Below are 12928 nucleotides of genomic sequence, written 5' to 3'. Positions count from 1 at the left end.
ATGAAGAACAGCGGAAACAAGCCCAGGGCCGGAGCCGTGCGCAAGAGCCGCAAGGGGCCCCAGGTCGGCTCTGGCGGCCAGGGTCGCCAGGCCCTCGAGGGTCGCAAGCCGACCCCCAAGGCGGAGGACCGCCCGTACCACCCCGCGGGCAAGCGCAAGGCGGCGCAGGAGCGTCTCGCCGAGAAGCGCGGTGGCCGGGGCGGCAAGCCCCAGCAGGCCGATGGCGGCCGCCCGCCGCAGTCGCGCCAGCGCAAGTCGGAGCAGGGCGCCAACCAGGCCGAGGTCGTGACGGGCCGCAACTCGGTCGTCGAGGCGCTGCGCGCCAAGATCCCGGCAACGGCGCTCTACATCGCGACCCGCATCGAGTACGACGACCGCGTCAAGGAGATCATGTCGATCGCCACGAAGCGCGGCCTCCCCGTGCTCGAGGTCATGCGTCCGGAGCTCGACCGCATGGGCGGCTTCGACTCCGTGCACCAGGGCGTCGCCCTCAAGGTGCCGCCCTATGAGTACGCGCACCCCATCGACCTCTTCGACCTCACGGTCGACCGCGGCCAGGTGCCCCTGTTTGTGGCACTCGATGGCATCACCGACCCGCGCAACCTGGGGGCGATCATCCGCTCGACCGCTGCCTTTGGTGGCCAGGGCGTCATCGTGCCGCAACGTCGCTCGGTCGGCATGACCGCCTCGGCGTGGAAGACCTCGGCCGGCGCCGCCGCCCGCACGCCCGTCGCGATGGCGGCGAACCTCACGCAGACACTCAAGGCGCTCAAGGACCGCGGCGCCTTCGTGCTCGGCCTCGACGGTGACGGCGACATCGACCTGCCGTCGCTGCAGCTCGCGAAGGAGCCGCTCGTGATCGTCGTCGGCAGCGAGGGCAAGGGGCTCTCTCGCCTCGTGACCGAGACGTGCGACGCAATCGTGTCAATCCCGATCAGCGCCGCGACGGAGTCGCTCAACGCGGGCATCGCCGCGAGTGTGACCCTCTACGAGGTGTCGAGGCAGCGCGCCGCCCGCTAGGGTCGATGCCGTCGGCGACGGGAGCGGCAGTGGCAACAATCGACATCAACAGTGACCTTGGCGAGGGCTTCGGTCGCTGGGAGTTGGGCGACGACCTCGCCATGCTCCAGCTCGTGTCGAGCGCCAACGTCGCGTGTGGTTTCCACGCCGGAGACCCCCGCTCGATCCTGCGCACGGTCAGGGGCGCGCGGGCTGCCGGTGTCGCGATCGGCGCGCATCCCGGCTACCGCGACCTCGCCGGCTTCGGCAGGCGCAACATCGACGTCGAGAGCGCAGACCTCGTCGCGGACGTGATCTACCAGATCGGGGCCCTGCAGGGGATTGCGGCATCCGTCGGTGCACAGCTCAGCTATGTGAAGCCGCACGGCGCGCTCTACAACACGGCTGTGCACGACGAGCGGCAGGCGCGGGACGTGGTCGAGGCGATCGTCGCGATCGACCCGCGCCTGGCCGTCATGGGCCTCCCCGGCTCGGCCCTGCTTCGGCTGGCCGAGGAGGCGGGCCTCCGCACGGTCGCTGAGGCCTTCGCCGATCGCGCCTACACGCCAGAGGGCACCCTCGTGTCTCGCCGGGAACCGGGAGCCGTGCTGCACGACCCCGACGAGGTGGCCGAGCGGATGCTGCGGCTCGTGACCGAGGGAACCGTGACGGCGATCGACGGTTCGGTGGCGCGGGTGCGCGCCGACTCCATCTGCGTGCACGGCGACAGCCCTGGCGCGCTCGAGATGGCCCGGCGCGTGCGGCAGCGGCTCGAGGCGGCCGGCGTGCAGATCGCCCCCGTGGTCGCCGCCTGAGCCCCATGCGAGTGCTTCCCGCCGCCGATGACGCGGTGCTCGTCGAGGTCGATGACCTGGGCCAGGCGATGGCGCTGCACGCCTCGCTCGTCGCGGAGCCACTCCGCGGCGTCGTCGAGCTGGTGCCGGGCGCCCGCACCGTGCTGCTGAGGTACGAGCCGGCCGCCGTGACGGCGGAGCGGCTCGTCGAGTTCCTGCGAGCCCGCACATTGGGCACCGCCGAGGCGAGCTCGGGAACGCTCGTGGAGATCCCCGTGCACTACGACGGCGACGACCTCGCTGAGGTTGCCGCGATCCTCGGCCTGAGCGAGCGCGAGGTCGTCGAGCGGCACACGGGCACCGAGTATCGCGTGGCCTTCACCGGGTTCGCGCCGGGCTTCGCCTACCTCAGCGGTGGTGACCCCGCGCTCGACGTGCCGCGCAGGGCGACGCCGCGCACGCGCATCCCGGCCGGCTCCGTCGGCCTCGCGGGCACCTTCAGCGGCGTCTACCCGCGCGAGAGTCCCGGCGGCTGGCAGCTCATCGGCGTGACCGACGTGCCCATGTGGGACCTCTCGCGCGAGACGCCCGCCCTGCTGCAGCCCGGCGACCGCGTGCGCTTCGTCGAAGCTCGGGGCGCGCGGCGTGGCCCGGTGCGCACCGCGGATGCCACGAGCCCAGCGGCAGCAGAAGGGCCCACCCTCGAGGTGCGGCAGGCGGGCATCCAGTCGCTCGTGCAGGACCTGGGGCGAGCCGGGCACGCGAGCCTCGGCGTCTCCCCGTCGGGGGCCCTCGATCGTCGCTCGCTGCGCGAGGCCAACCGGCTCGTCGGCAATGAGGCGGGCGCTGCTGGCATCGAGGTCGCGCACGGTGGACTCGTCGTCGTGAGTCGCGGGGTGACGGAGGTGGCGGTCACGGGCGCGGTCGGCGAGCTGCGGCTCGTGTCGGCGGCGGGGGAGAGCGCCGTGCTGCCGAGGCGCGCCATCGCGCTCGAGGACGGGGAGGAGCTTCACATCGGCGCCCCAGCGCGCGGCGTGCGCGCCTACCTCGCCGTGCGGCACGGACTCGAGGCTGAAGTCGTGCTCGGCAGCCGCTCGACCGACACGCTCTCGGGCCTCGGCCCTCCCGCACTCGCCCCGGGCACGCGACTCTCGGTGCGCAGGGCCGCTCGCGGCATCCGGGTGGTCGATACGGCGCAGTCGCCCGAACGCTCGTTCCCCGCGCCAAGCGAACTGGTCGTGCTCGACGTCGTGCTGGGGCCGCGCAGCGATTGGTTCACGCACGATGCACTCGAGCTCCTGCAGCGACAGGAATGGCACGTGACGCCGCGCTCGAACCGCGTCGGGCTGCGGCTCGACGGCGCACAACCGCTCGAGCGGACGGTCCACGGCGAACTCCCGAGCGAGGGCACGGTCACGGGTGCGATCCAGGTGCCGGCCGATGGGCAGCCCGTGCTGTTCCTTGCCGACCACCCGCTGACGGGCGGGTATCCCGTCATCGGCGCCGTCGCATCCCACCACCTCGACCTTGCGGGCCAGCTGCCGGCGGGCTGTCGTGTGCGCTTCCGAGCGCTCGGGCCGTTTCACGCCTTCGCTGACTGACGCTGCCCAGATCGCGTGATTAGGATCGCGGTATGGAGACACGATGGGGTGTCGCTGGCACCGGTCTGGGTGCCGCCGCGACCTATGGCAGGCCACAGGGCCCGGCCGCATGACGGAATCACTGCGCACACTGGTCGAAGAGCTCAGGGAGCGGATGCACGCGGCGCGGCAGGGCGGCTCGGCCAGCGCCCGTGAGAAGCACACGGCGCGGGGCAAGCTGTTGCCGCGCGAACGGGTGGACCGCCTGCTCGACCCGGGCAGCCCGTTCCTCGAGATCGCTCCCCTCGCGGCCGAGGGCATGTACGGGGGAGAGGTGCCGAGCGCGGGCGTCATCGCGGGCATCGGCATGGTGAGCGGCCGCCAATGCGTCATCGTTGCCAACGACGCGACCGTGAAGGCGGGCACGTACTACCCGCTCACGGTGAAGAAGCACCTGCGCGCGCAGGAGATCGCGCTGCAGAACAGGCTTCCCGCGATCTACCTGGTCGACTCGGGCGGGGGCTTCCTGCCGATGCAGGACGAGGTGTTCCCCGACAAGGAACACTTCGGGCGCATCTTCTACAACCAGGCGCAGATGAGCGCTCGCGGCATCCCGCAGGTGTCGGCCGTCATGGGTTCCTGCACGGCGGGCGGCGCCTACATTCCGGCGATGTCGGATGAGACGGTCATCGTGCGCAAGCAGGGCACGATCTTCCTCGGCGGGCCACCCCTCGTGAAGGCGGCGACGGGGGAGGTCGTCAGCGCGGAGGAGCTCGGCGGCGGCGACGTGCACGCGCGCACCTCCGGCGTCGCCGACCACCTCGCGGAGGACGACGACCACGCGCTCCAGATCGTGCGCAACATCGTCGCGACCTTCGAACGGCACGAGGCGCCGAGCCTGCAGCAGCGCGAGATCGTCGAGCCGCTGCACGAGCAGGAGGGGCTGTATGACGTCGTGCCCGTCTCCTCTCGCACGCCCTATGACGTGCGTGAGGTCATCCGGCACATCGTCGACGGCTCCGAGCTGCAGGAGTTCAAGGAGCTCTATGGCACGACGCTCGTCACGGGCTTCGCCCGCATCTGGGGGTACCCGGTCGGGATCGTCGCCAACAACGGGATCCTCTTCTCGGAGTCCGCGCTCAAGGGTGCCCACTTCGTCGAGCTGTGCAACCAGCGCGGCATCCCGCTCGTGTTCCTGCAGAACATCACGGGATTCATGGTGGGCCGCGAGTACGAGAACGGCGGCATCGCGAAGGACGGGGCAAAACTCGTGACGGCCGTGGCGGGGTCCGTCGTCCCCAAGTTCACGGTCGTGATCGGCGGCTCCTACGGTGCCGGCAACTACGGCATGTGCGGCCGCGCCTATGACCCGCGCTTCCTCTGGATGTGGCCCAACGCCCGCATCTCGATCATGGGCGGCGAGCAGGCGGCATCCGTGCTCGCGACCGTGCGCCGCGACGCGATCGAGGCGAAGGGTGGCGAATGGTCGCCCGAGGAGGAGGCCGCCTTCCGCGACCCGATCCTCACGCAGTATGAGGAACAGGGTTCGCCCTACTACTCGACCGCCCGCCTCTGGGATGACGGCGTCATCGACCCCGCCGACACGCGCCGCGTGCTCGGCATGGGCCTGTCGGTCGCCGCCAACTCCCCGATCCCGGCGCCGTCCTACGGCGTCTTCAGGATGTGACGCGCATGTCATTCAGCACGCTCCTGGTGGCCAATCGCGGCGAGATCGCCCTGCGGGTGATCCGTGCAGCCCGGGCCAGGGGGCTGCGCACGGTTGCCGTGTATTCGGATGCCGACCGCGGCGCACCCCACACCCGGGCGGCGGATGTCGCGGTGCGGCTCGGCCCCACGCCGGCATCCGAGTCCTACATGAACATCCCGGCGATCCTCGCGGCGGCGAGGGCCACGGGCGCCGAGGCGATCCACCCCGGTTACGGATTCCTCTCGGAACACGCGCCCTTCGCCCGCGCCGTCACCGAGGCGGGACTCATCTTCGTGGGCCCCAGCGCCGACGTGATCGAGGCGATGGGGCGCAAGGATGCCGCTCGCGAGCTCGCGATCCAGGCCGGCGTGCCGGTCGTGCCGTCCGTTGCCGTGACGCGCGGCGGCGCCCAGGCCGAGGGCCTCGAGTTTCCCGTGCTCATCAAGGCGGCCGCGGGCGGCGGCGGCAAGGGGATGCGCATCGTCCGCACCCCGGCCGAGTTCGATGCCTCCTTCGACGCCGCCGAGCGTGAGGCGCAGAAGTCTTTCGGCGACGCGACCCTCCTCGTCGAGCGGTACCTGCCGGACGGGCGGCACGTCGAGGTGCAGGTGCTCGCGGATGCGCACGGCAACGTCGTGCACCTCTTCGAGCGCGACTGCTCGACGCAGCGGCGCCACCAGAAGGTGCTTGAGGAGGCTCCCGCGCCGACGATCTCCGAGGCGGTGCGCGAGCAGCTCACGAGCGCATCCGTCGCACTCGCGAAGGCGGTCGGCTACACGAATGCGGGCACGGTGGAGTTCCTCGTGTCGGGGGAGGAGTGCTTCTTCCTCGAGATGAACACCCGCATCCAGGTCGAACATCCCGTGACCGAACTCATCACGGGCCTCGACCTCGTGCAGTTGCAGCTCGCGGTGGCCGCGGGCGAGCCGCTCCCGTTCACGCAGCAGGACGTGCGCATGCGCGGCCACGCGATCGAGGCGCGCGTCTACGCGGAGGACCCCTTCAACAGCTACCTGCCGCAGACCGGCACCGTCAGCCGCCTCGTCTGGCCGGCGGATGCCCGCATCGACACCGCCCTCGAGGAGGGCCAGCAGGTCGGCACCGCCTACGACCCCATGCTCGCGAAGGTCATCGTGCACGGGCGGAGCCGCGAACTCGCGCGACAGGCCCTCGTGGAGGCGCTCGGCGCATCCGCCATCGTCGGGGTCACGACGAATCTCGGATTCCTGCGGGCGCTCGCGGACTCCGCCGACTTCCGTGACGCGAGCATCACGACCTCGTTCCTCGATGCGAATCCCGCGGCGATCGAGGCTCCGGATGCCACGATCCCCGCCATCTTCGCGACGTGGGCGCTCGCCGGGGCGACGCCGAGCACGGGGCATCCGTTCGGCGTCGCAGACGGGTGGCGCATGGGGCAGCCCGCAGCATCGTGGAGCACGAGCATCGCGGTGGACGCCGTCGCCACCCGTGTCTCGCTCGACCGCGCTGACGGCCGCATGGCCGTGGGGGAGTCGCAGCATTCGGTGTCGCTCGTTGACGAGACCCCCGAACGGCTGCGCCTGGAGGTCGACGGGGTCGTGCATGCCGCGACCGTCATCGTCTCGGCCGATGGGGCGGACGTCGCATACCTGGGGCAGAGTCATCGACTGCCTCTCGTGCGCCGGCGCGGCGTCGTGGCGGATGCCCAGGCGAGCGACGGCGTTGTGCTCTCACCCATGCCCGGGGTCGTGCTCAGCGCCAACGTCACCGTCGGCGACACCGTCGAAGCGGGCGCAGCGCTCGGCATCATCGAGGCGATGAAGATGGAGCTCTCGCTCACGGCGCCCATCAGCGGTGTCGTGACCGAGGTCGGCGCGAGCAAGGGCCAGCAGGTCAAACAGGGTGACCGACTGTTCGTAGTGGAGGAATGATGGACCATCACAACCTGAATGAGGACGAGCGGGATCTCGCGCGCATGGTCCGCGAGTTCGCGGAGGAGGTCGTCGCGCCGCGCGCCTACGAGGCCGATCGCAGCAAGACGCTCCCGCTCGACGTCGTCGCGCAGATGGGCGAGCTCGGGCTCTTCGGCCTGCCCTTCCCCGAGGACCACGGGGGCCAGGGCGGCGACTACTTCGCGCTCTGCCTCGCGATCGAGGGGCTGGCCCGTGTCGACCAGTCCATCGCGATCACGCTCGAAGCGGGCGTGAGCCTCGGCGCGATGCCGGTCCACCGTTTCGGCACGGAGGAACAGAAGGCGCAGCTGCTGCCAGACCTGCTCGCGGGGCGCGCCCTCGCCGCCTTCGGCTTGACCGAGCCGGAGGCTGGATCGGATGCCGGTGCCACCCGCACGACCGCGCGGCTCGACGGCGGCGAGTGGGTCATCAACGGCACCAAGCAGTTCATCACCAACTCGGGCACCGATATCACGCGCTTCGTCACGGTCACGGCGGTCACCGGCGGGAGCGAGGGGCGCCGTGAGATCTCGACCATCATCGTGCCGAGCGGCACGCCGGGCTTCACGGTGGAGCCCGCCTACGACAAGGTCGGATGGCACGCGTCAGACACGCATCCGCTCACCTTCAGCGACGCGCGTGTGCCGGAGGCCAACCTCCTCGGCGAACGCGGACGCGGCTTTGCAAACTTCCTCCACATCCTCGACGAGGGCCGCATCGCGATCGCGGCGCTCGCGACGGGGGCGGCGGAAGGCTGCCTCGAGGCGGCTGTGGACTACTCGCGCAGTCGCGTCGTGTTCGGGGAGACGCTGGCGTCTCGCCAGGGCATCCAGTTCACGATCGCCCGCATGCAGCAGCGGGTGCACGGCGCCCGGCTCGCCTGGCACCACGCGGCACGCCTGCGCGACGCCGGACTGCCCTTCAAGCAGGAGGCGGCGATCGCGAAGCTCACCTCGAGCGATGCGGCGATGGACAACGCACGGGATGCGACGCAGATCTTCGGCGGCAACGGCTTCATGAACGAGTACCCGGTCGCTCGCCACTACCGCGACTCCAAGATCCTCGAGATCGGCGAGGGCACGAGTGAGGTACAGCTGCTGGTGATCGCTCGCTCACTCGGGATCGCCTGATCCAGGCGGTGCCTCAGACGAGCGTGCGCCAGTCGACCTCGTCATCGGGGCCGGGCACCTTGCCGTTGCCGACGGTCTGAATGGGCAGCGTGAACGTGCCCGTGAGCGGATCGATCACAGTCGCCTCATCGCGGCGGTGACGAAGCACGTTGTCGATGTACGACGACACGGCTTCGGCGAGCGGGATGTCGCGGCCAGCGTTCTGCGACAGGTACCACCTGTGGTCCAACAACTGGTGGAACACCTCAGCAGGCTCGAGCTTGCCCTTGAGGTCGCGCGGGATGGCCCGCACGACGGGCTCGAACACCGAAGTGAGCCACTGGTGGGCAACCATCTCCTCATCCGCATCCTTGGCGGTGAAGCTCGCCGCATAGGAGTCGAGGTCGTTGAGCAGGCGGCGCGCCTGGTTCTCCTGCGCGTCGAGGCCGGTGAGGCGCAGGAGGCGCCGCTGGTGGTGACCGGCGTCGACGACCTTGGGCTGGATGCGCACCTCGGCCCCCGACTCGTCGGTGCGGATCGCGAGTTCCTCGATGTCGAAGCCCAACTCGTTGAGGCGCTCGACCCGCTCGACGATGCGCCAGCGTTCGGATGCCGTGAACGACTCCGCGCCCGTCAACTCCTCCCACAGGCTGCGGTAGGAGGCGACGATGCGGTTGCTCACCTCGACGGGGTCGAGGTTCTCGTCGAGGCGGTTGCCCGCCGCGAGGTCAAGCAGCTCACCCGCGATGTTAATGCGGGCGATCTCCAGGTCGTTCTCTCGTTGCCCATCCGAGATCCCGTTGTAGAGGCCGCCTGTCTCGGCGTCAACGAGGTAGGCGGCGAAGGCGCCGGCGTCACGACGGAACAGCGTGTTCGACAGCGACACGTCACCCCAGAAGAACCCGACAATGTGCAGGCGGGCGAGCAACACCGCGAGCGCGTCGACGAGCCGTGTCGCCGTGTCGGGGCGCAGCGTCTGGGAGTAGAGCGCCCGGTAGGGCAGCGAGAACTTGAGGTGGCGCGTGACGAGCACGGCCTGCAGCGGGTTGCCGTCGTCATCGCTGCGGTCGGTGATGACGGCGAGCGGTTCGACACACGGGATGTCGAGACGCTGCAGGGCGCGCAGCAGGTCGTATTCGCGACGCGCCAGTTCGGCGGATGTCTCCTTGATGGCGATCACCGCGCCACTGAGGTGCACGAAGCGCACCAGGTGGCGTGAGATGCCCTTGGGGAGCGCGGCGATCACCGACTCGGGCCACTCCTCCAGCGGTATGGACCACGGGAGATCGAGCAGCGCCGAGTCGGCGATCGACGAGGTGATGCGGAGGGAGCCTGACACGGGCCGGTGCTCCTTCGGAGTCAGTCTCAGTCCGTGATGGGCTTGCTGATGCGCTGGCCCGAGTCGGTGTCGAAGATGTGCAGGTGCTCCTCCGTCGGAAGCACGTACACGCGGTCACCGGCGTTGGGGTGCGAGCGGCCGTCGACACGGGCCACGAGGTCGACGCGGTTGCCGTCGACCTCGGTGTGGCCGTAGAGGTAGCCGTCGGCGCCGAGTTCCTCGACGAGGTCGACCTCGACGGGCAGGCCCTCGCCGGTCGTGGAGACCTTGACGTCTTCGGGGCGCACGCCGATCGTGACCTTTGGCGCCGATGTGGCGCTCAGGGTGTCGCGGGCCACCGGCGTGGTGGCCGTACCGAACTTCACGCCGCCTTCGACGACATCGGCCGAGAAAAGGTTCATGGCGGGGGAGCCGATGAAGCCTGCAACGAAGACGTTGTTCGGCTCCGCGTACAGCTCGCGCGGGGTGCCGACCTGCTGCAGCACGCCATCCTTCAGCACCGCGATGCGGTCACCCATCGTGAGTGCCTCGGTCTGGTCGTGGGTCACGTAGACGGTCGTGACGCCGAGGCGGCGGGTGAGGGATGCGATCTGCGTGCGGGTCTGCACGCGCAGCTTCGCATCGAGGTTCGAGAGGGGCTCGTCCATGAGGAACACCTGGGGGCTCCGCACGATCGCGCGGCCCATCGCGACACGCTGCCGCTGGCCACCCGAGAGGGCCTTGGGCTTGCGGCCGAGGTAGGGCTCGAGGTCGAGCAGCTTGGCAGCCTCGAGCACGCGGTTGGCGCGCTCCTCCTTGGGCACGCCCGCGATCTTGAGCGCGAAGCCCATGTTCTCGGCGACCGTCATGTGCGGGTACAGGGCGTAGTTCTGGAAGACCATGGCGATGTCACGGTCCTTCGGCGGCACGTCGGTGACGTCCCTGTCACCAATGAGGATGCGCCCGTCGTTGACCTCTTCGAGGCCGGCGAGCATCCGGAGCGTGGTGGACTTGCCGCAACCGGAGGGGCCGACGAGTACGAGGAACTCGCCATCGGCGACCTCGAGGTCGATCTTGTCGACTGCGGGCCGGGTCGAACCCGGGTAGAGCCTGGTTGCCTTGTCAAAGGTGACAGATGCCATGACAGTATTTCTCCTTCACCGGCAGGTACGTGCCGGACGATCCGTAGTGAATGGATGTTGTGCATCGGACCGCGAGCGGCCCGATCGTGTCATTATGTCACCGGAGCCCCCCTGAGCAACCGTCTGGCCAACTCCCAGACACGATGTTTAGCATCGAGGCGTGCCGCAGAAGCGGAAGTTGCCCGGTCGGGCCAGGGGGCGAGAGCGGCCGCCACGGGGCGAGCTCTCGAGAGAACTGAGTGAGGTTTCATGACGAACGGCACGCCGGGATCCAAGCCGACGAAGAATGAGAAGCGCCTCGCCGCCCGCGAAAAGGCACAGCAGGCGCGCCTGGAGCAGAAGAAGAAGGAGCGCCGCAACCGCCTCCTCCTGCAGGTGGGCATCGTCGTCGGAATCCTCGCTGTCGCCGGCGCCACGGTCTTCGGCATCATGGCTGCCATCCCCAAGACGAGCTCCGGCCCGCGCAACATGCTGAGCGACGGCATCCGCATCGGCGCCGACTTCGTGGCGGAGACGACGCCCGGGCTCAGGCCGGGTGCGGAGCCCGTCGCCCTCCAGCCCTCCGAAGACCCGGATGTCGTCGACATCGTCATGTACGTCGACTACTTCTGCCCGGCCTGCCGCGTCTTCGAGGAGGCCAACGAAGAGCAGATCGCGACCTGGGTCGAATCGGGCGCAGCGACGCTCGAGGTGCACCCGGTCGCGTTCCTCGACCGCTTCTCGCTCGGCACGCAGTACTCGACCCGCGCGGCGAATGCGGCGGCCTGCGTCGCGAACTATTCGCCCGACCGCTACTTCGACTTCCACAGCATCCTCTTCGCCGAGCAGCCCGCCGAGAACACGACGGGCCTCAAGAACGAGGAACTCGTCGACCTCGCGAAGCAGGCCGGCGTGACGTCCCCTGGCAAGGTCGAGCAGTGCATCAACGATGTGCAGTTCAAGAAGTGGGTCAACGCGGCAACCGCGCGCGCCTTCGAGGGGCCGCTGCCCAACGCCGACCTTGATGCGATCTCCCGCACGCCCACCGTGATCGTCGATGGCACCGCCTACCCCGGCGAGGACCTCTCGAGCGCCAGTGACTTCGCGCGCTTTGTGAGCACCGCGAGCGGCAACGCCTTCTCAGACGAACTCAAGGCGAGCCCCTCGCCGAGCCCCAGCCCGGCTCCGGCTGGCTGAGTCGGGGCATCAAGGCGCGAGGTCGCGCCGTCCGATGCTCACCATGGCGGCCGCGGCGAGCCCGACGGCGATGACCGTGAGCACGATGGCGGATGCCACGTCGAAGTCCTCGACGGGCACCGCGGAGGGCGCCTCGCCGCCCGGGAGGCTCGGCCAGAGACTGACATCGCCCGGCACATAGGCGATGTCGCGATGCGTCGCGACCGGCTCCGCCCAGGGGTCGCGGCCGAGGATCCTGACGCTCCCGCCTGAAGCGCGCATGAGGCCGAGAAGGATGCGGATGGTCGTGGACTTGCCGGCACCGTTCGGCCCCAGGAAGCCGTGCACCTCGCCCTCGCCGACACGCAGCTCGAGGCCGTCGAGTGCTGTCGTGCGCCCGAATCGCTTCGTGAGGCCCGAGACCTCGATGATCGGGTTCGTCGCAGCGTCCACCGCTCGTCCTTCCGTGGCATCCAGCGTCCACGGCGGTCGTCGGGGCGCTCCGCGCAATCGCGGGCCGACCAGGCTTCCCGGCACTCCGCGAGTCAGTATAGGACCGCGGTCGCGGGCAGTCGAGAGGTGATTCCGGGTGCACGGATACCCGTTGGTGGAGCCCCCTGTCGGATTCGAACCGACGACCCTCGCTTTACAAGAGCGATGCTCTGGCCAACTGAGCTAAGGAGGCGGATGCGCGGAGCGCCCGAGCCATCCTAGCCCGAGCGCGCGGCGCTGCGAAGATTACGCTCCTGCGCCCCCCGCAGTGTCCTTCTCCGCGAAGTTGAGGGAGAGGGAGTTCATGCAGTAGCGGTCGCCCGTGGGGGTGCCGAATCCATCGGGGAACACGTGGCCGAGGTGCGAGCCGCAGGCAGCGCAGAGCACCTCGGTGCGGACCATGCCGAGACTCGTGTCCTCACGAAGCTCAACCGCTTCAGGGCGCACCGACTCGTAGAAGCTGGGCCAGCCGCATCCGGAATCGAACTTGGTGCCGCTCTTGAAGAGTTCGGCGTTGCACGCGGCGCACGTGTAGACGCCCGCGCGCTCCTCGTCGAGCAGCTCGCCCGACCATGCGCGCTCCGTGCCAGCCTTGCGCAGCACCGCGTAGCGTTCGGGGCCGAGCTCCTCGAGCCATTCCTGTTCGCTCTTGTTGACCTGGTAGTTCATGGGGTGCCTTCCGACGTGGGTTCAACAAGAC

At 69.6% G+C, this 12928-nt stretch carries 10 protein-coding genes, 1 tRNA gene and 1 pseudogene; 7 read left to right on the top strand and 5 right to left on the bottom strand.

What is annotated here, in order from left to right; all coding sequences use genetic code 11:
* From rlmB to ACIQK7_RS03315, 6 genes are all read left to right on the top strand, one after another.
* Positions 1–1020 carry a 23S rRNA (guanosine(2251)-2'-O)-methyltransferase RlmB gene (gene rlmB / locus ACIQK7_RS03340; protein WP_325209509.1) on the top strand — a complete coding sequence of 340 codons (1020 nt, stop codon included), beginning with the start codon at positions 1–3 and terminating at the stop codon, positions 1018–1020.
* A gap of 29 nt (positions 1021–1049) precedes the next feature.
* On the top strand, positions 1050–1814 hold the full coding sequence (locus ACIQK7_RS03335; RefSeq protein ID WP_403021256.1) for a LamB/YcsF family protein: 765 nt from the start codon (positions 1050–1052) through the stop codon (positions 1812–1814).
* Positions 1815–1819: 5 nt separating this feature from the next.
* Positions 1820–3394 carry a 5-oxoprolinase subunit PxpB gene (pxpB, locus tag ACIQK7_RS03330; RefSeq protein WP_403021254.1) on the top strand — a complete coding sequence of 525 codons (1575 nt, stop codon included), beginning with the start codon at positions 1820–1822 and terminating at the stop codon, positions 3392–3394.
* A 109-nt stretch (positions 3395–3503) separates the two neighbouring features.
* Positions 3504–5060 carry a carboxyl transferase domain-containing protein gene (locus ACIQK7_RS03325; protein WP_403021251.1) on the top strand — a complete coding sequence of 519 codons (1557 nt, stop codon included), beginning with the start codon at positions 3504–3506 and terminating at the stop codon, positions 5058–5060.
* Between the two features lie 5 nt (positions 5061–5065).
* On the top strand, positions 5066–6991 hold the full coding sequence (locus ACIQK7_RS03320; RefSeq protein WP_403021248.1) for an acetyl/propionyl/methylcrotonyl-CoA carboxylase subunit alpha: 1926 nt from the start codon (positions 5066–5068) through the stop codon (positions 6989–6991).
* Complete coding sequence (locus ACIQK7_RS03315) at positions 6991–8142, top strand: acyl-CoA dehydrogenase family protein (RefSeq protein WP_403023954.1); 1152 nt, start codon at positions 6991–6993, stop codon at positions 8140–8142. Before ACIQK7_RS03320 ends, ACIQK7_RS03315 begins: the two co-directional genes overlap by 1 nt.
* Before the next feature lie 13 nt (positions 8143–8155).
* Here the strand turns inward: ACIQK7_RS03315 and ACIQK7_RS03310 are convergent, their stop codons facing one another.
* Together ACIQK7_RS03310 and ACIQK7_RS03305 are read right to left on the bottom strand one after the other, a co-directional pair.
* Positions 8156–9460: a DUF4032 domain-containing protein gene (locus tag ACIQK7_RS03310; RefSeq protein ID WP_403021246.1), complete on the bottom strand. Its 1305-nt coding sequence runs from the start codon at positions 9458–9460 to the stop codon at positions 8156–8158.
* 26 nt (positions 9461–9486) lie between these two features.
* On the bottom strand, positions 9487–10581 hold the full coding sequence (locus tag ACIQK7_RS03305; RefSeq protein WP_403021244.1) for an ABC transporter ATP-binding protein: 1095 nt from the start codon (positions 10579–10581) through the stop codon (positions 9487–9489).
* A gap of 249 nt (positions 10582–10830) precedes the next feature.
* Between ACIQK7_RS03305 and ACIQK7_RS03300 the strand changes: the two genes are divergently transcribed.
* Entirely contained in the window at positions 10831–11757 is a 927-nt protein-coding gene (locus ACIQK7_RS03300; protein ID WP_403021242.1) for a DsbA family protein, read from the top strand.
* Positions 11758–11886: 129 nt separating this feature from the next.
* Here the strand turns inward: ACIQK7_RS03300 and ACIQK7_RS03295 are convergent.
* The 3 genes and pseudogenes from ACIQK7_RS03295 to msrB all read right to left on the bottom strand — a co-directional run.
* A pseudogene (locus ACIQK7_RS03295) lies at positions 11887–12168 on the bottom strand (ATP-binding cassette domain-containing protein); the annotation flags it as partial.
* Positions 12169–12344: 176 nt separating this feature from the next.
* Positions 12345–12421: transfer RNA gene (locus ACIQK7_RS03290), tRNA-Thr, on the bottom strand.
* 53 nt (positions 12422–12474) lie between these two features.
* Positions 12475–12897 (bottom strand): peptide-methionine (R)-S-oxide reductase MsrB, encoded by a 423-nt coding sequence (msrB, locus tag ACIQK7_RS03285; protein ID WP_403021240.1) that lies wholly within the window; start codon positions 12895–12897, stop codon positions 12475–12477.
* Between the last annotated feature and the right edge of the window lie 31 nt (positions 12898–12928).

Origin of the sequence: Salinibacterium sp. GXW1014 (genome assembly GCF_044769865.1) — a bacterium.
Taxonomy (GTDB): domain Bacteria; phylum Actinomycetota; class Actinomycetes; order Actinomycetales; family Microbacteriaceae; genus Homoserinimonas.
Note: the sequence above shows the minus strand (reverse complement) of the source record. Positions and strands in the feature narration are given on the sequence as shown.